General features: G+C 46.3%; 22 protein-coding genes and 2 rRNA genes. 15 read left to right on the top strand and 9 right to left on the bottom strand.

From position 1 onward, the window contains the following. Positions 1-160 precede the first annotated feature (160 nt). Positions 161-601, bottom strand: a complete 441-nt coding sequence (locus tag FTU55_RS13005; RefSeq protein WP_005175783.1) for a GNAT family N-acetyltransferase — start codon at positions 599-601, stop codon at positions 161-163. A gap of 10 nt (positions 602-611) precedes the next feature. Next, positions 612-1,832: an SAM-dependent methyltransferase gene (locus tag FTU55_RS13000; RefSeq protein WP_180047310.1), complete on the bottom strand. Its 1,221-nt coding sequence runs from the start codon at positions 1,830-1,832 to the stop codon at positions 612-614. Between the two features lie 107 nt (positions 1,833-1,939). Here FTU55_RS13000 and FTU55_RS12995 point away from each other — a divergent pair, with 107 nt between their 5' ends. The 3 genes from FTU55_RS12995 to FTU55_RS12985 all read left to right on the top strand — a co-directional run bounded on the left by FTU55_RS12995 (position 1,940) and on the right by FTU55_RS12985 (position 4,583). Next, positions 1,940-2,581, top strand: a complete 642-nt coding sequence (locus FTU55_RS12995; protein ID WP_005175777.1) for a hemolysin III family protein — start codon at positions 1,940-1,942, stop codon at positions 2,579-2,581. A 141-nt stretch (positions 2,582-2,722) separates the two neighbouring features. Beyond that, positions 2,723-4,042: an MFS transporter gene (locus FTU55_RS12990; RefSeq protein ID WP_075167916.1), complete on the top strand. Its 1,320-nt coding sequence runs from the start codon at positions 2,723-2,725 to the stop codon at positions 4,040-4,042. A gap of 136 nt (positions 4,043-4,178) precedes the next feature. Continuing rightward, on the top strand, positions 4,179-4,583 hold the full coding sequence (locus FTU55_RS12985; protein WP_180047308.1) for a hypothetical protein: 405 nt from the start codon (positions 4,179-4,181) through the stop codon (positions 4,581-4,583). A gap of 18 nt (positions 4,584-4,601) precedes the next feature. Here FTU55_RS12985 and FTU55_RS12980 read toward each other — a convergent pair whose 3' ends face one another. Next, entirely contained in the window at positions 4,602-5,612 is a 1,011-nt protein-coding gene (locus FTU55_RS12980; protein WP_104470660.1) for a metallophosphoesterase, read from the bottom strand. 161 nt (positions 5,613-5,773) lie between these two features. Here FTU55_RS12980 and FTU55_RS12975 point away from each other — a divergent pair, with 161 nt between their 5' ends. Then, a complete protein-coding gene (locus FTU55_RS12975; RefSeq protein WP_257222851.1) occupies positions 5,774-7,354 on the top strand; it encodes a phospholipase D family protein in 1,581 nt (526 codons plus the stop codon). Positions 7,355-7,375: 21 nt separating this feature from the next. Here FTU55_RS12975 and FTU55_RS12970 read toward each other — a convergent pair whose 3' ends face one another. After that, entirely contained in the window at positions 7,376-8,191 is an 816-nt protein-coding gene (locus FTU55_RS12970) for a 1-acyl-sn-glycerol-3-phosphate acyltransferase (RefSeq protein WP_034597361.1), read from the bottom strand. A gap of 368 nt (positions 8,192-8,559) precedes the next feature. On the opposite strand from FTU55_RS12970, the gene hflX reads away from it, so the two are divergent. The 6 genes from hflX to FTU55_RS12940 all read left to right on the top strand — a co-directional run bounded on the left by hflX (position 8,560) and on the right by FTU55_RS12940 (position 12,732). Continuing rightward, complete coding sequence (hflX, locus tag FTU55_RS12965) at positions 8,560-9,918, top strand: ribosome rescue GTPase HflX (protein WP_180047304.1); 1,359 nt, start codon at positions 8,560-8,562, stop codon at positions 9,916-9,918. A gap of 35 nt (positions 9,919-9,953) precedes the next feature. Next, entirely contained in the window at positions 9,954-10,325 is a 372-nt protein-coding gene (locus tag FTU55_RS12960) for a hypothetical protein (protein WP_045794996.1), read from the top strand. Between the two features lie 11 nt (positions 10,326-10,336). After that, the gene (locus FTU55_RS12955) at positions 10,337-11,011 is read left to right on the top strand and encodes an LrgB family protein (RefSeq protein ID WP_016659801.1); all 675 of its coding nucleotides are present in this window, start codon (positions 10,337-10,339) and stop codon (positions 11,009-11,011) included. Positions 11,012-11,102: 91 nt separating this feature from the next. Beyond that, positions 11,103-11,549: a DUF2147 domain-containing protein gene (locus tag FTU55_RS12950; protein ID WP_163142734.1), complete on the top strand. Its 447-nt coding sequence runs from the start codon at positions 11,103-11,105 to the stop codon at positions 11,547-11,549. A 179-nt stretch (positions 11,550-11,728) separates the two neighbouring features. Next, positions 11,729-12,175: a DUF2147 domain-containing protein gene (locus tag FTU55_RS12945; protein ID WP_005175748.1), complete on the top strand. Its 447-nt coding sequence runs from the start codon at positions 11,729-11,731 to the stop codon at positions 12,173-12,175. 104 nt (positions 12,176-12,279) lie between these two features. Next, positions 12,280-12,732, top strand: a complete 453-nt coding sequence (locus FTU55_RS12940; RefSeq protein ID WP_180047302.1) for a DUF2147 domain-containing protein — start codon at positions 12,280-12,282, stop codon at positions 12,730-12,732. Between the two features lie 80 nt (positions 12,733-12,812). Here the strand turns inward: FTU55_RS12940 and FTU55_RS12935 are convergent, their stop codons facing one another. The 3 genes from FTU55_RS12935 to pdxA are packed head-to-tail and all read right to left on the bottom strand — an operon-like array spanning position 12,813 to position 15,474. Continuing rightward, the gene (locus FTU55_RS12935) at positions 12,813-13,655 is read right to left on the bottom strand and encodes a symmetrical bis(5'-nucleosyl)-tetraphosphatase (protein ID WP_104472009.1); all 843 of its coding nucleotides are present in this window, start codon (positions 13,653-13,655) and stop codon (positions 12,813-12,815) included. 7 nt (positions 13,656-13,662) lie between these two features. Next, a complete protein-coding gene (gene rsmA, locus FTU55_RS12930; RefSeq protein ID WP_180047300.1) occupies positions 13,663-14,475 on the bottom strand; it encodes a 16S rRNA (adenine(1518)-N(6)/adenine(1519)-N(6))-dimethyltransferase RsmA in 813 nt (270 codons plus the stop codon). A 30-nt stretch (positions 14,476-14,505) separates the two neighbouring features. Then, positions 14,506-15,474 (bottom strand): 4-hydroxythreonine-4-phosphate dehydrogenase PdxA, encoded by a 969-nt coding sequence (gene pdxA, locus FTU55_RS12925; RefSeq protein WP_160243510.1) that lies wholly within the window; start codon positions 15,472-15,474, stop codon positions 14,506-14,508. A gap of 330 nt (positions 15,475-15,804) precedes the next feature. Here pdxA and rplM point away from each other — a divergent pair, with 330 nt between their 5' ends. The 5 genes from rplM to FTU55_RS12900 all read left to right on the top strand — a co-directional run bounded on the left by rplM (position 15,805) and on the right by FTU55_RS12900 (position 18,722). Continuing rightward, complete coding sequence (gene rplM / locus FTU55_RS12920) at positions 15,805-16,233, top strand: 50S ribosomal protein L13 (RefSeq protein WP_004857442.1); 429 nt, start codon at positions 15,805-15,807, stop codon at positions 16,231-16,233. A gap of 12 nt (positions 16,234-16,245) precedes the next feature. Continuing rightward, entirely contained in the window at positions 16,246-16,632 is a 387-nt protein-coding gene (rpsI, locus tag FTU55_RS12915) for a 30S ribosomal protein S9 (RefSeq protein WP_004785251.1), read from the top strand. Positions 16,633-16,955: 323 nt separating this feature from the next. Beyond that, the gene (locus FTU55_RS12910) at positions 16,956-17,609 is read left to right on the top strand and encodes a glutathione S-transferase N-terminal domain-containing protein (RefSeq protein ID WP_180047298.1); all 654 of its coding nucleotides are present in this window, start codon (positions 16,956-16,958) and stop codon (positions 17,607-17,609) included. A 9-nt stretch (positions 17,610-17,618) separates the two neighbouring features. Continuing rightward, positions 17,619-18,047 carry a ClpXP protease specificity-enhancing factor gene (locus tag FTU55_RS12905; RefSeq protein ID WP_005175725.1) on the top strand — a complete coding sequence of 143 codons (429 nt, stop codon included), beginning with the start codon at positions 17,619-17,621 and terminating at the stop codon, positions 18,045-18,047. 21 nt (positions 18,048-18,068) lie between these two features. After that, a complete protein-coding gene (locus tag FTU55_RS12900) occupies positions 18,069-18,722 on the top strand; it encodes a hypothetical protein (RefSeq protein WP_180047296.1) in 654 nt (217 codons plus the stop codon). A 974-nt stretch (positions 18,723-19,696) separates the two neighbouring features. Here the strand turns inward: FTU55_RS12900 and rrf are convergent. Together rrf and FTU55_RS12890 are read right to left on the bottom strand one after the other, a co-directional pair. After that, positions 19,697-19,811 (bottom strand): 5S ribosomal RNA (gene rrf / locus FTU55_RS12895). Between the two features lie 191 nt (positions 19,812-20,002). Further along, positions 20,003-21,979: ribosomal RNA gene (locus FTU55_RS12890) — 23S ribosomal RNA — on the bottom strand; the annotation flags it as partial.

The raw sequence follows: 21,979 nt of genomic DNA, 5'->3' as shown, positions 1-21,979 counted from the left end.
CATGAAATACGGTATTCTGATGTGACAAAACCTGAATCCTGGTCGTTAAAGTGTTTGTTTACACTCATATTTTAACTGTTAGGACTCAGGTTTTTTTATTTAAAGCAAACTATGGGACAGCAGTGGACTTCACGTCCGCTTTTTTATTGGATGCAGATTGCTATTTTTCTTCAGTTGGGTGCAGTTCACGGCGCATCCGAATATGCGGAATGCCACAGTCCAGATATTCCTCACCTTCGACCTGAAAACCAAGCTGCTGATAAAAACCGGTGGCATAGACTTGTGCTGATAACACCAGAAAAGGACGCTGCTCCTGCTGGGCCTGCTGAATAATGGCTTCCATCACTTTCTTGCCCAGACCTAAACCTCTGTAAGACTTTAAGACCGCAACCCGGCCAATGCTATGGTTGGAGAGCAAACGTGCGGTAGCGATTGGCTGCTGCTGTGCATACGCGACAAAATGTAGCGCTACTGCATCCTCCTGATCCCATTCATCTTCCGGGGCAATTGCCTGCTCCTGAATAAAAACCGCTTCACGAATTACTTTGGCATCGGCCTGCAAGTCCTGCCAGCTGCCGGCATGAATACTGATCTGGCTCATTGTTTTATCCTTAACATTTACGTCCGATATCCTGCTGGTCCCACTGATCATTCAGCAATAGCTCCAGCGAATGTTTCTGAATGCCATAGAGTTCTTTTAAGGCCTGAATCTGGGCCAGCACCGCCGCATCTGGCGCAGTATAGTCTTTGCGTTTGGTGGCCAGAATCATCTTGTTTTTGCTGGTATGTTCCAGTGACACAAACTCAAACACCTTGGTTTCATAGCCATAGGCTTTCAGCAATAAGGCCCGGATGGTATCGGTGAGCATTTCCGCCTGCTGTCCGGCATGGATTCCAAAGTGCAGCATCGGTTGCAGCACTTTGGGTGCCTGTAACTGCGGACGCAATTCTTTATGGCAACACGGCGCACACATAATCATTTGTGCATTCAGGCGAATGCCGGTGTGAATGGCAAAGTCGGTGGCGACATCACAGGCATGCAAGGCAATCATCACATCCAGCTGTTCCGGTGCATAGGTACGGACATCGCCCTGGAAAAAGTCCAGTTGCTGAAAGCCGGAATCTTGCGCCACCTGCTGGCAGAACGCGACCATTTTCGGATTCAGTTCCACACCGGTCACATACGGCGTCTGCTGATGCTTGGCCAGATAGTCATACAGGGCAAAAGTTAAATAGCCTTTACCGGAACCAAAATCGACAATATGCAAGGGCTGATCTTGAGTGTTGAGCTGCTCCACCGCCCCGGAGAAAATTTCCACAAATTTATTAATCTGTTTCCATTTTCGCGCCATGCTCGGAATGATCTGGCCATGCTGATCGGTAATGCTTAAATGCTGCAAAAATGGGCTGTCCTGTTCGACATAACGCTGTTTGCTGCGGTCATGACCTTGCGTAACAGTTGCCGGTGCAACCTCAGCTTTTTTCTTGTTCACCATCAGCATGGCTTTTTTCTTGTTCTTTTTCAGCTGCAGGTCTTCATCCAGGGTCAATAAATTGGCCTGTTTGCAGCAGCCTAGCAGCGCGCTGACCTGAGCCACTGCCTCAGTGAGCGGATAGTTTTTGGTGACATCCTGGGTTTTATATCGGTACACACAGTTCAGTACAGCTTCATTTTGTAAAGAAATGACCCGGAAGGTCATTTTTTCCAGCTGTTCAAGTTCGCCTTTGTACTGACTCAGAATTAAACGCTCAAAACGCTGTGTTTCAATGGCTTGCTGAAATGTATCTAGAAATTGTTGTTCCGGATTGGGAGAAGTCGCCAATTGAGACATGAGTAAAACCTGAAATGAATTGCAGCTAAAGTGTAAAGCGTCTTACGCGAAATGCAAAATTGAATTACTATACATTCGTATATTTTAATTATAACGATCCCACGCTTATGAATGCACCCTTGGCACCCGACTACGATCCGGTTGAAGAACGAATGAACTTCATCAGCCATGCCATAGGCGCGGCTTTGGCGCTGGTGGCCGGTATTTTTTTAGTGATTAAAGGCAGTTATTTAAGTATTGGCCCTTGGATCGGGCTGTGGGTCTATGCGCTGAGTATGTTCCTATTGTTTTCGGCGTCCAGTCTGTACCATTATGCCGACAGCCCACAGCGCCGCGGCTGGTATAAAAAGCTCGATCACACCGCCATCTATTATTTAATTGCTGGCACCTATACCCCTTTTCTGTCTATCGCCATTCCTACTGCCAAAGCGCAATATCTGTTAATTGCACTGTGGATTATTGCCCTGATTGGCACTGTATTTAAGCTGGTTTTCATCAACCGGTTTCAGAAAATTTCACTGATTGCCTATCTGGTGATGGGCTGGTTAGCACTTCTGGTGATTGATGATATGCAACGCTTTTTAAGTCCACCTGCGCTAACTTTTTTATTGATTGGTGGAATTTCTTATACGATTGGTGCATTGTTTTATGCGTTAAAACGGGTAAGATACACACACGCTATCTGGCATATTTTTGTATTGATCGGGGCAGGATCACATTTTCTGTCTATCTATCTGTACGTGATTTAATTGTTTTGATTCTCCATTTCAGTGACCCTGAGCGCGTTGAATCGAAACGATTGCCGTTGTTTTTTTAAGAAATTACGCCTTTTTTAAAAAGATTACGCTTGTAAAACTAATTTTTTATTTTTAATAAGTGTAAGGTCATTCATGGCGTCATCAACTTCTGCTGCAATCAATGAAGAAGCAGCACCAACGAACTCAAAATTTCGTGTCCTCACCGCGAGTCTGGTAGGCACTACCATCGAATTCTTCGATTTTTATATTTATGCGACTGCTGCGGTCATTATTTTCCCGTACCTGTTCTTCCCAACCAGTACCGATCCAATGACCGCCACCATTCAGTCTCTGGCCACCTTTGCCATTGCCTTTATTGCCCGCCCGATTGGCGCGGCACTGTTTGGTCACCTCGGTGACCGTATTGGGCGTAAAGCCACCCTGGTCGCTGCGCTGCTGACCATGGGGATTTCCACTGTAGCCATTGGCCTGTTACCCACCTATGCACAAATCGGCATTGCCGCACCGTTACTGCTGGCCCTGTGCCGTTTAGGTCAGGGGCTGGGCTTGGGCGGTGAATGGTCAGGTGCGGTTTTACTGGCCACCGAAAATGCACCGGAAGGCAAACGTGCCTGGTACGGCATGTTCCCGCAACTGGGTGCTCCAATTGGTTTTATTCTGGCCACCGGTTCCTTCCTGCTGTTAGGCGCGTTCATGAGCGAAGAAGCATTCATGAGCTGGGGCTGGCGTATTCCCTTTATTTCCAGTGCTTTACTGGTGATTGTTGGTCTGTGGATTCGTTTAAAACTGCATGAGACACCGGCTTTCCAGAATGTTTTAAACAAACAGAAAGAAGTGAATGTACCGTTTAAAGAAGTCATGACCAAACATTGGGGCATGCTGATTTTAGGCACCATTGCCGCGATCTGTACGTTCGTAGTGTTCTATCTGACCACGGTATTCGCGCTCAACTGGGGCACCACCCAGCTCGGTTATAGCCGCGCCGACTTCCTGGAATTACAGCTGATTGCTACCCTGTGCTTTGCAGCGTTTATTCCACTCTCAGCGATTTTGGCAGAAAAATTCGGCCGTAAAGCCACGTCTATTGGTGTGTGTGTTGTATCGGCGCTCTTTGGTCTGGTTTTTGCCAGCATGCTGGAATCCGGCAATACCTTGGTGGTGTTCCTGTTCCTGTGTATTGGTCTGGCGATTATGGGGCTAACCTATGGTCCAATTGGGACCGTCCTGTCAGAGATTTTCCCGACTTCGGTACGTTATACCGGCTCTGCGCTGACCTTTAACCTGGCCGGTATTTTCGGTGCCTCTTTTGCACCGCTGATTGCCACCAAACTGGCGACCGAATATGGTCTGGCTGCCGTGGGTTATTACCTGACTGCTGCATCTATCTTGTCACTTCTGGCCTTCCTGGCAATTCGTGAAACCAAGCATGATGATGTCAACAGCCAGATTTAAAATGTTCATCTGACTGAAAAACCAGCGTAGAGAACGCTGGTTTTTTATTTGTGATGCAAAATCATACACAAACACACTATTGCATCTGGCCAAGTTTAGAAACAATAAAAGCTTATCCCCACCAGCAGGTCATTGTATGGATTGTCTGATTGAAACCCTTCGGGAAGAACAACTGGTGAAAGTTATTTTGTTGCTGGATGATGGCAAACGCCATGAAGCGGTGCAGTACCTCAGAACAGACAGTCATTTGACTGAAGCAGAAGCCCAGCAGCTGATTGATGAACTGATTCGCCAGCACGGTCTGGCCATGGATGCCTCCAAGGGTGAATGTGCCCCCAAACCGATAGACGACATCAGCACACCTTATTTTGATACTGAAGATCCACCGCGCCCGCAGCTACATACCGAAGCACAAGCCCCGGTCGAAACAGCGGCAAATGGTATTGAAGATTTAAACCGGAACAATCACCGCCTGAATATCGGGGTATTGGTCTTGATTGGCGTCGTGATTCTGATTGCCTTGCTGTGGTGGGTCTTTTAAAACGCCCACCTTTTGGCATTAGCAGAGTTCAATAATATCAATGGTCGGTGGCACCCGAAAACGAAATGGCACACCCACCATCCCAGTACCAACAGTGACAAACACATCGGCATGTTCATGCCGGTACAGGCCTTTTTTATGGCCGACAATCGATACGCGTTTCATTACATAATCGGTCAGCCACGGCAATTCCACCTGACCGCCATGGGTATGCCCCGACAGCATTAAGGGATGAGTTGGCAATTTCGGCACCATATCGACCGTATCGGGGTTATGCGACAAAATCAGCCACGGCTTGTCTTGCGGTAAATCCGGCATATAGCGCATATCGGTACGGCCGGACCATAAATCGCCAATCCCAATCAGGCGGAACTCGTCAAACTCGACAATCTGCCCTTCAATATCAATCACATGATTAACCTCAAGCGCATGTTTGAGCAGTTCCTGAATCGGCGGTCCGGGATACTGTTCATCATGATTGCCGGTCACGGAATAAATTGGCGCTTTAATCTCTTTTAGTATTGCCAGTTCATCGGCCAGTTTATTTTCCGGCTCATAGGTCCAGTCACCTGCCACCAGCACCATTTCCGGTTCTTCCTGGTTAATCTTGGCGACAATCTGCTTGAGCTGGCGTTCATGCCCGGAAAACAGACCAATGTGCAGGTCGGCAATCAGGGCAATTCGGACCGGGCGTTGCAAGGGCTGATCGGGCAGCATCTGATAGCGGGTGGTTTTGACCAGAATCAGATGTGGCTCAATAAAACGCGCATAGACCAGCACACCACTGACCAGCCCGATAAAAATGGCTTCATGCAAGGAGTAATAGCCAATCCAGCCGGCATAAATACTAAAGAAAAACAGCGGAATTAATAAGTAAGACAGATAAAAGGCCAGCAGATGCACAAAGGCTTTAAAGGGATGAATCGTTTCTGTATTGGCCTGACTACGCCATGCCTGCGACACAGCCCAAACTGCCAATATGGCCAGGCCGATATAGAAATACAGTATAATTGATTGGCTATCCCACATAGTTATGCCCGACTCTCCCCCGGCGACTAAATTCGTCCGTTCTTATATTTATCTTTTCACAGCTGGCAATTATACTCAAACCAAATTTTGGACTTGTTTTAGACAATATGATACATCCTGACAAATTTAATTTGCAATCAAATACATACGCGAGAAGTTCTATGTCTTCTTCTACCGCGGCCATGCTGTTGAGTTGCAGTTTAGTGTTGGGAGTCAGTGGCTGTTCAACCCTGCCCAAACAGATTGAACATCCGGTTCAAATGGCTTTTGAAACGCCAACCGAGCATACCCATCTGGCCCAGATTGTATTGCCGCTGCGTGAAAAAAATCCGCAGCTGACCGGTTATCGGGTGCTGTACGATCCGCTGGAAGCCCTGTCAGCACGCTTGTATTTAATTGATAAGGCAGAAGAAACCCTAGACCTGCAATATTATATCTGGGACAACGACAAAATCGGGGCGCTGGCACTACATTCAATTATTCGCGCAGCTGATCGCGGCGTGAAAGTGCGCTTGCTGGTCGATGATAACAATGCCAAGAAAATGGAAGGTATTTATCTGGCGCTGGACCAGCACAGCAATATCGACGTCAAGCTATACAATCCGTACCGCTTCCGTAAATACCGCGCCATGGACATGGTGCTAGATTTAAAACGTATCAACCGGCGCATGCACAATAAAAGCTTTATTGCCGATAACCAGATTGCCCTGATTGGCGGGCGCAATATGAGTAACCAGTATTATAACGTCAGCGACAGCTATCAGTTTTCCGATGTCGATGTGATGCTGGTTGGTTCTGCCTCCGATGAAATCATTCACTCCTTTGATGAATACTGGAATGATGATTATGCCTATTCGGTCAAGCAGCTGGTCAATCCACAGCAGCATCATCTGCGTTATGAAAGCCTGAAACAGCAGCTCGAAGACCATTCTGCAGAAGTGGCGGTACAAAATTATCTTGATTTAGCCACACGCTCCCAAGCCATTGAACAGTGGTTTAACCACAAAATCCAGTTTGACTGGGTCAAAGCAGAAGTGGTGAAAGACTCGCCAAGCAAGATTAAAGACCGCGCACCCAAAGAAGAATTACTGAATTTCCAGCTGCTCAGTCATCTGGAAAAACCGACTGAAAGTGTGGATATTATTTCGGCCTATTTTGTACCGGAAGAATCCGGGGCTGACCGCTTAAAACAGCTGGCCAATGACGGCGTACAGGTGCGGGTACTGACCAATTCCTATAAGGCCAATGACGTTCCGCTGGTACACGCGTTTTATGCCAAATACCGTCAGGACTTACTGGAAAATGATGTCGAGCTGTATGAGTTTTTATATGCACCCGAGGCCGAGCATCTGAACAGCAATACCGAAGAACTGTCGAAAAAAGCCAAAGTCAGCTTAAAAGGTCTGAGCCGTTCCAGCCTGCATGCCAAACTGATGGCACTGGATGAAAAACAGGTCTTTATTGGCTCTTTTAATTTTGATCCGCGTTCGGCCTATTTAAACAGTGAAATTGGCGTATTGCTCAACAGTCCGACGCTGGCGAGATCGGTGCATCAGACCATGGATGCCAATTTATCCAAATATGCTTACCGTCTGGTGCTGGATGCACAAAACAACATTAACTGGCGTGTCGTAAATAGCAAAGGTGAAGAACGCGTATTTGTTAAAGAACCAAAAATGAAATGGTATGAAAAAGCAGCCATGAAAATCATTTCCTGGCTGCCAATTGAGGGCTTTATGTAAGCCTGCAACACAGGTTAAAGCTTAAGCACTGGCCTGCTGAATCAGGACTTTTTGATGCAGCTGCTCCAAGCCCTCAATCATCTTGTTTTGAACCAGCGAGGTCAGGCTTTCCACCGTATGCCCTTCTACCGAAATCGGGTTTAGAGCCATTAAATGTGCGGTGACCTTTGGCATTTCCAGCACATTTTTAACATGCTCAATAAAGGTCATTTCATTGATAAACGGCGCTACGGTATCCAGCTCGCCCTGCTGGTTGATATAACAGATCAGGCAGATTTGCACCGGACGCTGCGCTTCAATTGCCGCGCCCAATAAACGGCCATGTACTTTTTTAATTTTAGTCCCATCCGAAGTCGTGGCCTCCGGGAAAAACAGTACCGGCACATCCTGTTTTAAAAACTGGGTAATCTGGTCGCGGATTTTAATCGAATCTCCCGAACCGCGTTTAATAAATAAGGTCCCGCCACCTTTGGCCAACTTTCCAAACACCGGCCATTGCTCAATTTCAGCTTTGGCCAGAAAAAATACCCGCGCACCTGAACCGAGCACCGGCACATCTAGCCATGACACATGGTTGCTGACCCATAAGGCCGGCTGGGTGGGAATTTCTCCATGCACTTCGACTTCAATATTGAACACCTTGCACAACTGACGGCAAAAATGCTGCACATAACGGGTATTCTGCGGATTATTCGGCTGCTTATACAAGCTGTGACGATACACCAGATAAAAGCCTTCGCTCACCGCTGCCAGACCGGCAGTGATTTTTTTAGAATAGAGAAAAAATTTGGACAGACTATTCATTGAAGCGGATGAAGATAAAGAAACTTGAGACATAGCATAATCGTGAATTGCGAAAATCACAGCAAGAATTGTTCAGAGAACTGTATTCTATCTTGAAGCAATTGACCAGACATTGATCATAAGCATCGAAAAACTGTCCAGATCGCTCAATTGAAATGCGCTATACCAATTCTTCTACAGTCTTGCTGCAATGGATAAATCCACAGCAAATCCCTTGATGTAATGATCATGCTGATGAATCAGATACAACGATCAAGCTTTCCATGCCTCCCTCTCACAAAGAGGATGATACTGATTCCAAATTGAGGATTGTGAGGATTCGCCTGCTTTTTGTCATGCTGCTGTAATCATCTTCATCTAGTTCACGCAGCTGGCGCTTTTTGCTCTAGAATAGAATTTTCATGAGGAGAAATGCCCAGGTGCCAGATTACCAGCAACATCAAGGTGGTGAACGCGTTGTGCTCGTGAGCGTCAGCGTACAGATTTTAGAAGACCTTGATGCAGAAGAATTTCATCTGCTTGCAAAATCTGCAGGTGCTGAAGTTTTGCAGCATGTGTTTGCCCAGCGGATTAAACCCGATGCCAAGTTATTTATCGGTTCTGGTAAAGCGGACGAAATTGCTGCGCTGGTTGCAGAACTCGAGGCTGAACTGGTGATTTTCGATCATGCGTTGACGCCGGCACAGGCACGTAATCTTGAAAAAATCATGAAATGCCGTGTGGTCGACCGGACCGAGCTGATTCTGGATATTTTCGCCCAGCGCGCCCGGACCTATGAAGGGAAATTGCAGGTCGAGCTGGCACAATTGCATCACCTCTCCTCACGCCTGATTCGTAGCCGCGGCAATCTGGACAGTCAAAAAGGCGGGATTGGTTTACGTGGTCCGGGTGAAACCTTGCTGGAAACCGACCGCCGCCTGTTAAGAATTCGTATGGGCCAGCTGAAAGCCAAACTGGATAAAGTCCGCCAGACCCGTATGCAGGGTCGTGTGGCCCGTCAAAAAGCCGCCGTTCCTACCGTATCACTGGTTGGCTATACCAATGCCGGCAAATCGACGCTGTTTAATATTCTGGCCAATAGCGATGTCTACGCCGCCGATCAGCTCTTTGCTACGCTCGACCCGACCTTACGCCGGCTGGAATGGGATGGGATTGGTACGCTGGTGCTGGCCGATACCGTGGGTTTTGTCCGTAATCTCTCGCACTCGCTGGTGGAATCATTTAAGGCCACGCTGGAAGAAACTCTGGAAGCGACCTTGTTGCTGCATGTGATTGATTCCAGCAGTCCGGACATGCTGGAACAGATTGAAGCAGTTGAGAGCGTCCTGAAAGAAATTGGCGCAGATGTGCCGGTGCTCAGGGTTTATAACAAAATCGACTGCACCGGCGAGCAGGCCAAAATTGTCTATGCCAAGCCTCATCAGCCGGAGCGAGTGTATATTTCAGCACATTCGGGTCAGGGACTGGAACTGTTACGTCAGGCGGTACATGAATGTCTGATGGGCCAGATTCAAAGTTTTGATGTGGTATTAAAACCGGCCTATGGCAAATTACGCAACCAGTTTTATGAACTGAATGTGATTCAGTCCGAGCACTATGATGAGCAGGGACAACTGAATCTGCGCGTAAATATGGCCCCTGCCAAACTGGAACAGATGATCCGTCAGGCGCACTTGCCGCTGGACGAAATTCTGGGTGCCAAGGCTCAGCAATTTAAACGGCCTTTAGAAGAATTTGAAATTGATGATGAGATCAGTTAAAACTTGAACAGTAAAATATGACCGACTGATAAAAAATGAACAGGCTTAAACGTATCGACTGGCCAGCTTGGATTGGCACACTTCTCTTAATTATTGTATTTCGTGAAACAGCCGTCTGGATTGCGACCTATTTCAACCATCCTGAACTGGGCAACCTGATGGGTTTACTCAGCCTGCTGGTGGTGCTTTTCCTGTGGCGCCGACTGCATAAAATTCCAGCCCGGATTGTCGATACCAACAATAAAATCATGAAAGAAAGTGCGTTTGCCTTTTTACCGATTAGTGCCGGCTCACTGCTGATGCTGACCCATATGGGCAATAAAATTCCGGCTTTTCTGGTGGTGCTGTTTCTCAGCACCCTACTGCCGTTATGGTTGTATGCCAAAATGGCCAAACGCTGGCTCTAGGAGATTAAAACATGCTCGCAATTGTTTATGGCTTTTTAATCACCCTGGTGGCCTATCTGCTTGCCAAACCCTGTAACCAGAAACTGCCGCAAATTCCGGTCATTGTCTTTGGCATGATTTTTATTGTGCTACTGCTGTATGTATTTGGCATTCCCTATGAAGATTATATGGCACAGGTCAATCCGCTGTTTAACCATCTGCTGGGTTATGTGACCGTGGCACTGGCGATTCCGCTGGCGGCCATGCGCTATGATGATCTGCCGCTCAAAGCCATTCTGGGCATTTTGCTGTTTGCCAGCATCAGCGCCGTAGCCTTGCCAATGGGACTGGCCTATCTCTTACATATGGCCGGGGATGACATCATGGCATTTGCCACCCGTGCCGTGACCACGCCAATTGCCATCAATATTGCCACCCTGCTGGAAGCGCCGGTCAGTCTGGCCATTCTGATTGTGATTTTATCCGGGGTGATTGGTGCCGCTTTCTCACCGCTGCTGCTGCGTCATATTAATGATGAGCGCGCCTCAGGACTGGCCTTAGGCCTTGCCGCACATGCGATTGGCACAGCACAGGCCTGGCAACGCGGTAGTGTGGCCGGTCGTTATGCTGCATTTGGGATGGCGGTGAATGCCGTGTTTACCGCAGTCTGGCTGCCAACATTTATACTCTTTATTCAAAAAATGTGACTCAAGAATCAATATTTACATCTTGTGTTGATGAAAAAATATTCTTAAGATGAAAATTGAATTTTTTGAAGTGTATTAAAGGGATAGAAACATGGGAAAATTTAAATATACAGTGGCACTTCTGGCAGCCACATTCAGTGCTGGCGTTTTCGCGGAAGATCTCTCCGGTACCTGGCGCAATATTGATGATAAAACCGGTTCATCCAAAGCCATTTTAGAGATTCGTCAAGAAGCTAATGGCACTTATACCGCTAAAATCGTCAAAGTAACGCCACGTCCGGGTTACACAGCAAAAGAAACCTGTGTCAACTGCCCTGCGCCTTATACCAATCAGCCCATTTTAGGCATGGATGTACTAAAAGGACTGGCGTATAAGGGCAAACACAACTATAGCGGCGGCAAGATTATTGATCCGCTGTCTGGCAATATTTACAGTACCAAAGCTAAACTGAGCAGCAACGGTAAACGTCTAACCCTCAGAGGTTATGTCGGTGTATCGGCCTTAGGACGCAGCCAAACTTGGATTAAAAGCGAATAATTAATCACTTCTCTTTTCACATAAAATGCCACACGTTCGTGGCATTTTTTATTGGTTTTTCTGCATCTTAGTTGCAACTTTAAAATTAATTACCTCTCAAATCGCTTGACTCCTTCCACAACTCGCTTTATACCTTGAATTAACCTCTGTGATAACTTTCGACAATCAAAGGAACTGATATGAAGAAAAATGTATTGATGGGCGCATTTGCAAGCTTCATCTTCAGTGGCTCAGCGTTTGCATCAGACCTAACGGGTATCTGGCAAAGTATTGATGACAAAACAGGCTCACCTAAAGCACTTATTGAAATTACCCAAGCTGAAAATGGCAGCTTTACAGGTAAAATTATTAAAGTCACACCAAGACCAGGCTATACTCCAAAAACTATGTGTGTGAATTGTCCTGCACCTTATACCAACAAACCTTTGGTGGGTTTGGAAGTTATTCATGGCTTAAAGCATGTGGAAAATAACAACTATGCCGATGGACGTATTTTAGATCCACTTACAGGCAAAATGTATAGCCTGAAAGGCCGTTTAGCGTCTAATAATAAACGTCTAACTTTACGTGGTTACGTCGGAATTTCAGCCATTGGTCGGACACAAACGTGGATTCGCCAACAATAAGCGAGTAATTGTGTCGCATCGGTCATTTTTTCTAGATACTCGGGACTTTGTGTCAGTCAATTCACAGATTAGACTAGCCGCAAAGACCGAGTAAGGGAAATAAAATGATTCAGAAATTGGCTTTAGGAATAGCCGTCATCTTCGGCAGTCTAAGCACTTTGGCGATGGCACAAGATTTAGCAGGGACTTGGCAACAAATTGATGATAAAACAGGCTCACCTAAAGCTGTCATCGAAATTCGTAAAGAAGCCAATCAAACCTATACGGGTAAAATTATTAAAGTAACTCCACGTCCAGGTTATACCCCACGTGAACTTTGTAATAAGTGTCCTGCGCCTTATACTGACCAACCTATTTTAGGGATGGATATTTTAAAAGGCTTAAAACAAGTCAAAGATAGCAATAATTACGAAAAAGGACGCGTAATTGATCCATTGGCAGGTCGTATTTACGATGCAAAAATCCGCCTCAACTCGACAGGTAAGCGTTTGACTTTGCGCGCTTATATGGGGGTGTCTACACTAGGGCGCAGCCAAACTTGGATTCGAATTCAATAAAATTCAAAAAAACAGCCACTTTAATAGGTGGCTGTTTTCATTTCGACATCACATTTTTAAATTATAAAGATAAAATATTGTTACCATTCTTCCAGTGGATTATCCACTGTAAACAATTGCTGGTCTTCCAAACGATAAGCCACCAGTTGATGCCCCCAGACACAGCCCCCATCGACATTCTGAATCTGGGCGGAAATAGTTTTGCCTTGCAGCGCGGCCCAGTGCCCAAAAATAATCTGATGCGTTTCAGCTGCAGCCGAAACATATTCAAACCACGGTTTAAAGCCGGCCGGCATCGGATCGTCCAGACTGTCTTTAAAACTGAACTCCAGGCGTCCTTCTGCATCGGTCAGGCGCATGCGGGTTAGATAGTTGACGATACAGCGTAAGCGTTCATTGCCTTGCAAATCATCTGACCAGAGGGCCGGCTCTTTGCCAAACATCTCGGCCAGAAAATGATCCATCACCGCAAAATCGTCATGCTGAATCACCGCTTCAACTTCTTTGGCCAGCGCCTGAGTTTTTTCTGCGTCCCACAAATGCGGAATACCGGCATGGGTAATGATGGTCGATTCATTCGGACAGACACATAACGGCTGCTTGCGTAACCAGTCAATCAATTCATCGCTGTCGATGGCATCAATCACATCGCGGGTCTGGTCTTTGTCTTTAATCTCTTTCAGGCCACGTGCACCAGCCAGCAAAGTCAGGTCATGATTGCCCAGCACTGTGGTCGCAACACCACGATCGGCCAGCTTTTTGACAAAGCGCAACACGCCAAGCGAGTTTTCACCACGTGCCACCAGATCACCGGCAAACCAGATAAAGTCCTGATCCGGATCAAAGCGGATTTCCTTGAGCAAGGCTTTCAGGGCTTCAAAACAGCCCTGTACATCGCCAATCACATAGTTATAACGTGCCATCGTTGTTTTACACCACCATTTGATCTGCCAAAGCCACAAATTCGGCCAGGGTCAGGGTTTCTGGACGTGCCATCGGATCGACACCGGCTTTTTCAAAACCATCTTCTGCCAGCATGCCTTTTAAGCTATTGCGCAAGGTTTTACGACGCTGGGTAAACACATGCGAAACCAGACGCGATAAAGCCTTTTCATTTTTCGCCACAATCGGTTTCACCTCATACGGCTCTAAACGAAACACCGCAGAAGTCACTTTTGGTGGCGGGCTAAAAGAGCCCGGTGGCACTTCAAACAGGAAAGTTGGTTTGCAGTAATACTGAATCATCACCGACAAACGGCCGTATTCTTTGGTATTTGGTGCAGCCGTAATCCGGTCGACCACTTCTTTTTGCAGCATGAAGTGCATGTCTTTGACTTTGTCACCAAACTCCAAGAGATGGAACAACAGTGGGGTCGAAATGTTATACGGCAGGTTACCCACCACACGGAGTGGACGGTCATCTTCAAACAGATTGCTAAAATCATATTTCAGCGCATCGGTTTCAATAATGGTTAAACGTTCCGGATGTGGCACACGCCCCGGCAAACCGGCAGCCAGATCACGGTCCAGTTCCACAACGGTCAAGGCATCACATTCACCAATTAATGGTGAAGTTAAGGCCGCCAGACCCGGGCCAATTTCAACAATATTATCGCCCGGACGCGGATTGACCGAGCGTACAATTTTCGCAATCACACGTTGGTCATGTAAAAAGTTTTGACCAAAACGCTTGCGCGTGTGGTGCCCTTCATCTTTCGGGTTTAAGGCATTAATCTGATACATAAAGATTTCCAACGTGTAATAAAGACAAGATCAGTGACGCGCTAAATCCAGCGCCAAATCAACAGCCACATTCAGGCTTGAGCTTTTCGCAAGACCGCTGCCTGCGAGGGAGAGTGCTGTGCCATGATCAACTGAAGTGCGAATAAACGGCAAGCCCAAAGTAATATTGATGGCTTCACCAAAGCCTTGCGATTTTAGCACAGGTAAGCCCTGATCGTGATACATCGCCAGAACCGCATCGGCATCTTTTAGGTTTTCCGGAGTAAATAAGGTATCAGCCGGCAGGCTTAAACTCATCTGGATGTCCTGCGCGCGATAGCTTTCCAGCACCGGATTAATCACCTCAATTTCTTCCATGCCCAAATAACCGCCCTCACCGGCATGCGGATTTAAACCACAGACCAGAATATTCGGCTGCTCAATTTTAAATTTGGATTTTAAATCGTGGATGAGAATATCAATCACCTGATGCAGACGTTCAGCGGTAATCGCATCAGCCACTGCACGCAGCGGTAAATGCGTAGTGGCCAGGGCCACTCTTAGGGTTTTGGTGGCCAGCATCATCACCACGCGCGGCACGCCCGCAAACTCCTGGTAATATTCGGTATGGCCACTAAAGGCTATACCAGCGTCATTGATGACTGACTTCTGTACCGGCGCAGTCGCTACCCCGACACTTTTGCCTGACATGGCATAATCGGCCGAACGACGTAGCTGTTCCAACACATAAGCGGCATTTTGCGGATTCAGCTCGCCCATCACCACAGCTTGCTGTAAAGGCACATGCTCGACATAGAGCTGCCCTTTTTCTGAAGAAGCAGTTTGCCCGCTGTATTCAATCAGTTCTACCGGCATCTTCAACACTTGCGCACGCTGGGCCAGCATGGCCAGATCGGCCAGAACCACAACGGGACGCTCATCTACACGGTCGGCAAGATGCAGACAAATATCCGGGCCAATGCCGGCAGGTTCACCACTGGTCACATATAAAGGCAGCATGATTGATCCTAAACAATAAGGCATCTCCCATTATAAGCAGACTTTGACCGCAGCGGCCGTGAATTCTGCTGAAGATTCGGGCAGATTGGCCGGTTTTGGGGCAATCTAAACTGCTTTTGAAGGCGGATATTTAGCTGAAAGTTGATCAGTACTAGGCACGGCAGATGGATGTTCTTGGCAAGTCTTTTCTTTTCTCAGGATTTTGATTAAAATACAGCGCTTGAAATTTTATATTTTCATTGTGGTTCTCGACAATTTCGTTTAGAATCTCGTCTCCTTTTTGTTTGGACTGATTCACCGTCCAAACCAACTATAATAGGTAGTGGTTTAATGAAAACTCTCAGCGCTAAGCCAGCTGAAGTTCAACACGACTGGTACGTTGTTGATGCTTCTGGCAAAACTTTAGGTCGTCTTGCGACTGAAATCGCTCGTCGTTTACGCGGTAAGCATAAGACTTCTTATACTCCTCACGTTGACACTGGTGACTACATCGTTGTTATCAACGCTGAACAAGTTCAAGTAACTGGTAACAAGTCACTTGACAAAAAATACTATCGCCACACTGAATTCCCAGGCGGTTTAAAAGAAACTAACTTTGAAAAGTTAGTTGCTCACAAACCTGAAGAAATCTTCCAACGCGCTGTGAAAGGCATGTTGCCAAAAGGTCCTCTTGGTTATGCAATGATCAAGAAAATGAAAGTGTACGCTGGTAGCGAGCATCCTCATACTGCTCAACAGCCACAAGTTTTGGATATCTAAGGGATACAGCACATGGCTACTAACTATGGTACAGGTCGCCGTAAGACCGCAACTGCACGTGTTTTCTTATCTGCTGGTACTGGTAAACTCGTGATCAACAACCGTTCATTAGAGCAATATTTCGGTCGTGAAACTGCTCGTATGGTTGTTCGTCAACCTTTAGAGCTTCTTGAAGCAACTGAAAAATATGACCTTTACATCACTGTTGCTGGTGGTGGTATCGGTGGTCAAGCAGGCGCGATCCGTCACGGTATTACTCGTGCATTAATCGCTTCTGACGAGACTTTAAAACCTGCTCTTCGTCAAGCTGGTTTCGTTACTCGTGACGCTCGTGAAGTTGAACGTAAGAAACTTGGTTTACGTAAAGCACGTAAACGTCCTCAATTCTCTAAACGTTAATTCGTTTACCGAGTTGGACAAAAAGCCTTGGTTTATCCAAGGCTTTTTTATTGGCTGTTATTTTAAAGATAAAAGAATTTATTGTTCAGGTACATCTTTACCCCAACTGCCCTCATGCAGCCAGAAGGCCTTGCTGAAATAATAGTTCACTACCCCAATTCCTAAGCAGAACATCAGAAACACAAGTTTTATCATCATACTGCGCCGCTCCTGTTATTTTTTTATAATCTAACCCATTTTCACCCGATTCATCCTTTTTCGCTTCGTGCTTTTTAGGTTGAATTTTAGTATCCTAACTGATTCATTTTGCTGCTTACTGATTTATGTCCTTGGAAAATACACCGCTACAGGGAATTACACTATACAGTCATGCAGACGATTTCCGCTCGCACTGGATTCGCCTGGTACTGGCTGAGAAGAATATTAAATATCATCTGGTCCTGGTCGACCATGAAGATGAAGATTTAGCCAGCCTGAATCCTTATAATCGCCTACCCATGCTGGTAGAGCAAGATTTAAAACTGTTCCATGCCCCAATTATTTCCGAATATGTTGATGACCGCTACCGGCAAAACAAGCTCTATGCCGATGCACCAGCACCCCGCGCAGAGCAGCGCCAATACATCTGGCGTTTTGAGCAGGACTGGCTAAAGCTGGCCGATATCCTGCTTTGCCATGAAGATACCCTGAATAGCGCAGCACAGGCCAAGGCACAAAAGCAGCTTCGTGATACACTGGTCTCACTCACACCATTATTTCAGCATTTCCCTTATTTTATGGCGGAAAACTTTGGCATCCTGGATTGTATGCTGGCCCCAATTTTCCTGCGCCTGAAAGCCATGGGCATTGAACTGCCAAAACAGCATTGCCGCCCGATTCATTTATATTGCCAGCGAAATTTTAGTCGCCCTGCATTTGTAAAATCCTTAACCGTGCAGGAAAAAAACCGCTATAGCGAATTTTTAATAAATAAGTAGAGAGTAGATATGTCTGAACAGGAACTCAACTTAAGCCCAACCCGTCCCTATCTAGTGCGTGCCATTTATGAATGGATTTGCGACAACCAGCTTACACCGCATATTCTGGTCGATGCCACCCAACCCAACACCATGGTGCCAGAGCAGTTCATTCAGGATGGCCAGATTGTGTTAAATATCGTGCCACATGCAGTCCATGGCTTGCACATCTCCAATGATGCCATCAGCTTTTCGGCGCGCTTTGGTGGCGTAGCACGCGATATTTATGTACCCATTGCTGCAGTTTTGGGGATTTATGCTCGCGAAAATGGCCAGGGTTTATTCTTTGATCCAAGTGAATATGAACATATCCAAAATGATCCAAATGCTTTAAAATCAAGCACAGAGGAACAAACTGAAACACCAAAGAAAAAACCAAGCCTAAGATTATTAGATTAAAAAAGAAATAGGAGTAAATGCATGGCTTTTGATTTAGTACAATACTTTAGCGATCAGGTTAAAATTCAAAAGCCTCAGCTTTTGCAGCAGTACGATGCTGATAGCCGCAATGCATATATCCAGGAACTCAATGCGCTAACTCTAGGCAAACTGATTCGTCTGTGGCGCGAAGATGACAATAAGCTCTATCAGGAAATCAAGACCCTCGATCCGCTGTATATTCAGGAAGTGTCCCGTCATCTGACCACTTCGGTACACAACCAGTCTGAACTGCCTAAACCTGAACTCGAACACGGTATTAGTGTAATTTTAAGCCTGCAACTGACCGAATTAAAACAGCTGGATGAAACCGGTAACTTTGGCAGCAACGGCTTAAAAGAGCTGCTACAGGGTCAAATTGAACATCTGTCAGGTCAGGCAGATGATTGGGTTTGGTCAACAAACGAGCTAACAGAGTTAAAGGGCTCTAAACCCCTTCCCCAAGAAGAGCTATCATTAGATGATACGATGAAGGAGTTTAATCAAATGTTACATCAACAAGCCGATCATGCGCCAGTAGAAAGCACAGTCGCAGCAGAACCGACTGTTCCAGGCTGGGCCAAAGTTTTGGAACCTGTCGTAGCAATTGCGATTCTATGGATTCTATATTGCGCAGCAAGCCAAATGTTTGCTTAAGCAGTCTGATTCCAAACCGCCTGACATAGGCGGTTTTTTATGGCTGAAATTTTCCAATAAATAGTTCAGTCTCCTTGTACGTTTTGGCTTACATTGAATGAAGATAATTGAGGCTAGGCGTACACACAGAATTTTCGTATTCTAAATTCATCAGGAAACAGGATGTTTCCCAAACGAAAAACAACAATAATAAGTTTGTACACCAGGATCGTGAGGTACGACAGGAGTTATACCTAAAGCACGAAATACGAAGAAACCCCGTCAGGATGATGGGGTTTCTTTTTATTTATTGCTTATCCTACTTTTGTAGCACCTTACCCACTACGGAAATAGACAGCTTTCACCTAGCTAAGCGGCGAAAGTATGACCTGAGATAAGCTGCTTACTAAACCTTTCTATCATCCTACTCTTAAAGAAGGATTAGGAACTACATTGAAAAATACTAGTCGGCAGTTCAATGAACCTTAGAGATGGTTTAGAGAGCATAATAAAAACTCATATTCCCTGTAGATAAGCCTGCAATAAACGCATATTCAACATAAAACTCTGTCATGTTGAATACATATAACACGGTACACACCAAGCCAAAGACCACTAATCCAGACATTACGGGTGCTGCCTTATACTCTGCATGCTTATATATTGGGGTTTGTACAATAGAATAATGTAATTTTTTTCGATTAATATAAAAGCGATTAAAAAGCGGTAAACGGATAATCAATATATACATCAGCACAATTCCGAGAATCCAATGTATTACCACCATCCAGTAGTTCAATAACACATGATCAGGATACATACCAATAGCCACAAAAATAACTGAAATACAGAGATTTAACAGCAAATAGCTGGGATAAAATTTTCTATACATGGATTATTTTTTAATAATTTTATTTATATTGAAGCACTATAACTTTATTAAAAGCATAAAAAAATCCCCCTGCTGTTTAAGCTAGGGGGATTTTGAATTAATGAGCTGGCGATGACTTACTCTCACATGGGTAACCCCACACTACCATCAGCGCTAAGAGGTTTCACTTCTGAGTTCGGGAAGGGATCAGGTGGTTCACTCTTGCTATTGTCGCCAGCACAACTGTTATGGACTTGTTCGGGTCTTAGTTACTTTGCTTAAGCTTGATGCTTTTGCATGTAATGCCTTACTTTGTTCCAAATGAGTTATTAACGGATTGGCTATTGGGTCTGAATTTTATTGTGTCGCATTAACTAAATCAAGGATTAGTTTAGAATTCAGCTTGATACAACAACTGTTTGGGTGTTGTATAGTCAAGCCTCACGAGCAATTAGTATTGGTCAGCTTCACATATCGCTATGCTTCCACACCCAACCTATCAACGTCCTAGTCTCGAACGGCTCTTTAGAGGACATAAAGTCCTAGGGAAATCTTATCTTGAGGTAGGCTTCCCGCTTAGATGCTTTCAGCGGTTATCCCTTCCGAACATAGCTACCCGGCGATGCGACTGGCGTCACAACCGGTACACCAGAGGTTCGTCCACTCTGGTCCTCTCGTACTAGGAGCAGATCCTCTCAAATTTCCAGCGCCCACGGTAGATAGGGACCGAACTGTCTCACGACGTTCTAAACCCAGCTCGCGTACCTCTTTAAATGGCGAACAGCCATACCCTTGGGACCTGCTTCAGCCCCAGGATGAGATGAGCCGACATCGAGGTGCCAAACACCGCCGTCGATATGAACTCTTGGGCGGTATCAGCCTGTTATCCCCAGAGTACCTTTTATCCGTTGAGCGATGGCCCTTCCATACAGAACCACCGGATCACTAAGACCTACTTTCGTACCTGCTCGACTTGTGGGTCTCGCAGTTAAGCGCGCTTTTGCCTTTATACTCTACGCGTGATTTCCGACCACGCTGAGCGCACCTTCGTACTCCTCCGTTACTCTTTAGGAGGAGACCGCCCCAGTCAAACTACCCACCAGACATGGTCCTCGTCCCGGATCACGGGACAGAGTTAGAACCTCAACATTACCAGGGTGGTATTTCAAGGACGGCTCCATTGGAACTGGCGTTCCAACTTCAAAGCCTCCCACCTATCCTACACAAGTAAGGTCAAAGTTCAATGTCAAGCTGCAGTAAAGGTTCACGGGGTCTTTCCGTCTAGCCGCGGGTACACTGCATCTTCACAGCGATTTCGATTTCACTGAGCCTCTGCTGGAGACAGCGCCGCCATCATTATGCCATTCGTGCAGGTCGGAACTTACCCGACAAGGAATTTCGCTACCTTAGGACCGTTATAGTTACGGCCGCCGTTTACTGGGGCTTCGATCAAGAGCTTCGCTTACGCTAACCCCATCAATTAACCTTCCAGCACCGGGCAGGCATCACACCCTATACGTCCACTTTCGTGTTTGCAGAGTGCTATGTTTTTAATAAACAGTTGCAGCGGCCTGGTTTCTGCGGCTGTCAACCGCTCAGGGAGCAAGTCCCATCACCGTCAACAGCGTACCTTCTCCCGAAGTTACGGTACCATTTTGCCTAGTTCCTTCAGCAGAGTTCTCTCAAGCGCTTTGGTCTACTCGACCTGACCACCTGTGTCGGTTTCGGGTACGATTCCAGTGTAACTGAAGCTTAGAGACTTTTCCTGGAAGCATGGTATCAGCCACTTCGCTAGTAAACTAGCTTGCTATCAGCTCTCAGCATAGAGCACCCCGGATTTGCCTAAGATGCATGCCTACAGCCTTCCACCTGGACAACCAACGCCAGGCTGACTTAACCTTCTCCGTCCTCTCATCGCATTACACTGAAGTATTGGAATATTAACCAATTTCCCATCGACTACGCCTCTCGGCCTCGCCTTAGGGGTCGACTCACCCAGCCCCGATTAACGTTGGACTGGAACCCTTGGTCTTTCAGCGAACGGGTTTTTCACCCGTTTTGTCGTTACTCACGTCAGCATTCGCACTTCTGATACCTCCAGCAGACTTCTCAATCCACCTTCATCGGCTTACAGAACGCTCCCCTACCACGTATACAATGTATACATCCGCAGCTTCGGCACATAGTTTTAGCCCCGTTACATCTTCCGCGCAGGCCGACTCGACTAGTGAGCTATTACGCTTTCTTTAAAGGGTGGCTGCTTCTAAGCCAACCTCCTAGCTGTCTATGCCTTCCCACATCGTTTCCCACTTAACTATGATTTTGGGGCCTTAGCTGGCGGTCTGGATTGTTTTCCTCTTGACTACGGACGTTAGCACCCGCAGTCTGTCTCCCGGATAGTACTCAT

Source organism: Acinetobacter sp. YH12117, assembly GCF_013418865.1.
In the GTDB taxonomy this organism is placed as follows: Bacteria; Pseudomonadota; Gammaproteobacteria; order Pseudomonadales; family Moraxellaceae; genus Acinetobacter; species Acinetobacter indicus.
This window is presented reverse-complemented; position numbering and strand designations above follow the sequence as displayed.

Bases quoted from the DNA above. Each gene is read 5' to 3' on its own strand.
- FTU55_RS12985 (WP_180047308.1), top strand. From the start codon at position 4,179: ATGGATTGTCTGATTGAAACCCTTCGGGAAGAACAACTGGTGAAAGTT.
- hflX (WP_180047304.1), top strand. From the start codon at position 8,560: ATGAGGAGAAATGCCCAGGTGCCAGATTACCAGCAACATCAAGGTGGT.
- FTU55_RS13005 (WP_005175783.1), bottom strand. From the start codon at position 601: ATGAGCCAGATCAGTATTCATGCCGGCAGCTGGCAGGACTTGCAGGCC.
- rpsI (WP_004785251.1), top strand. From the start codon at position 16,246: ATGGCTACTAACTATGGTACAGGTCGCCGTAAGACCGCAACTGCACGT.
- FTU55_RS12970 (WP_034597361.1), bottom strand. From the start codon at position 8,191: ATGTCTCAAGTTTCTTTATCTTCATCCGCTTCAATGAATAGTCTGTCC.
- rsmA (WP_180047300.1), bottom strand. From the start codon at position 14,475: ATGTATCAGATTAATGCCTTAAACCCGAAAGATGAAGGGCACCACACG.
- FTU55_RS13000 (WP_180047310.1), bottom strand. From the start codon at position 1,832: ATGTCTCAATTGGCGACTTCTCCCAATCCGGAACAACAATTTCTAGAT.
- FTU55_RS12955 (WP_016659801.1), top strand. From the start codon at position 10,337: ATGCTCGCAATTGTTTATGGCTTTTTAATCACCCTGGTGGCCTATCTG.
- rplM (WP_004857442.1), top strand. From the start codon at position 15,805: ATGAAAACTCTCAGCGCTAAGCCAGCTGAAGTTCAACACGACTGGTAC.
- pdxA (WP_160243510.1), bottom strand. From the start codon at position 15,474: ATGCTGCCTTTATATGTGACCAGTGGTGAACCTGCCGGCATTGGCCCG.
- FTU55_RS12940 (WP_180047302.1), top strand. From the start codon at position 12,280: ATGATTCAGAAATTGGCTTTAGGAATAGCCGTCATCTTCGGCAGTCTA.
- FTU55_RS12975 (WP_257222851.1), top strand. From the start codon at position 5,774: ATGTCTTCTTCTACCGCGGCCATGCTGTTGAGTTGCAGTTTAGTGTTG.
- FTU55_RS12990 (WP_075167916.1), top strand. From the start codon at position 2,723: ATGGCGTCATCAACTTCTGCTGCAATCAATGAAGAAGCAGCACCAACG.
- FTU55_RS12950 (WP_163142734.1), top strand. From the start codon at position 11,103: ATGGGAAAATTTAAATATACAGTGGCACTTCTGGCAGCCACATTCAGT.
- FTU55_RS12900 (WP_180047296.1), top strand. From the start codon at position 18,069: ATGGCTTTTGATTTAGTACAATACTTTAGCGATCAGGTTAAAATTCAA.
- FTU55_RS12980 (WP_104470660.1), bottom strand. From the start codon at position 5,612: ATGTGGGATAGCCAATCAATTATACTGTATTTCTATATCGGCCTGGCC.
- FTU55_RS12995 (WP_005175777.1), top strand. From the start codon at position 1,940: ATGAATGCACCCTTGGCACCCGACTACGATCCGGTTGAAGAACGAATG.
- FTU55_RS12910 (WP_180047298.1), top strand. From the start codon at position 16,956: ATGTCCTTGGAAAATACACCGCTACAGGGAATTACACTATACAGTCAT.
- FTU55_RS12935 (WP_104472009.1), bottom strand. From the start codon at position 13,655: ATGGCACGTTATAACTATGTGATTGGCGATGTACAGGGCTGTTTTGAA.
- FTU55_RS12905 (WP_005175725.1), top strand. From the start codon at position 17,619: ATGTCTGAACAGGAACTCAACTTAAGCCCAACCCGTCCCTATCTAGTG.
- FTU55_RS12945 (WP_005175748.1), top strand. From the start codon at position 11,729: ATGAAGAAAAATGTATTGATGGGCGCATTTGCAAGCTTCATCTTCAGT.
- FTU55_RS12960 (WP_045794996.1), top strand. From the start codon at position 9,954: ATGAACAGGCTTAAACGTATCGACTGGCCAGCTTGGATTGGCACACTT.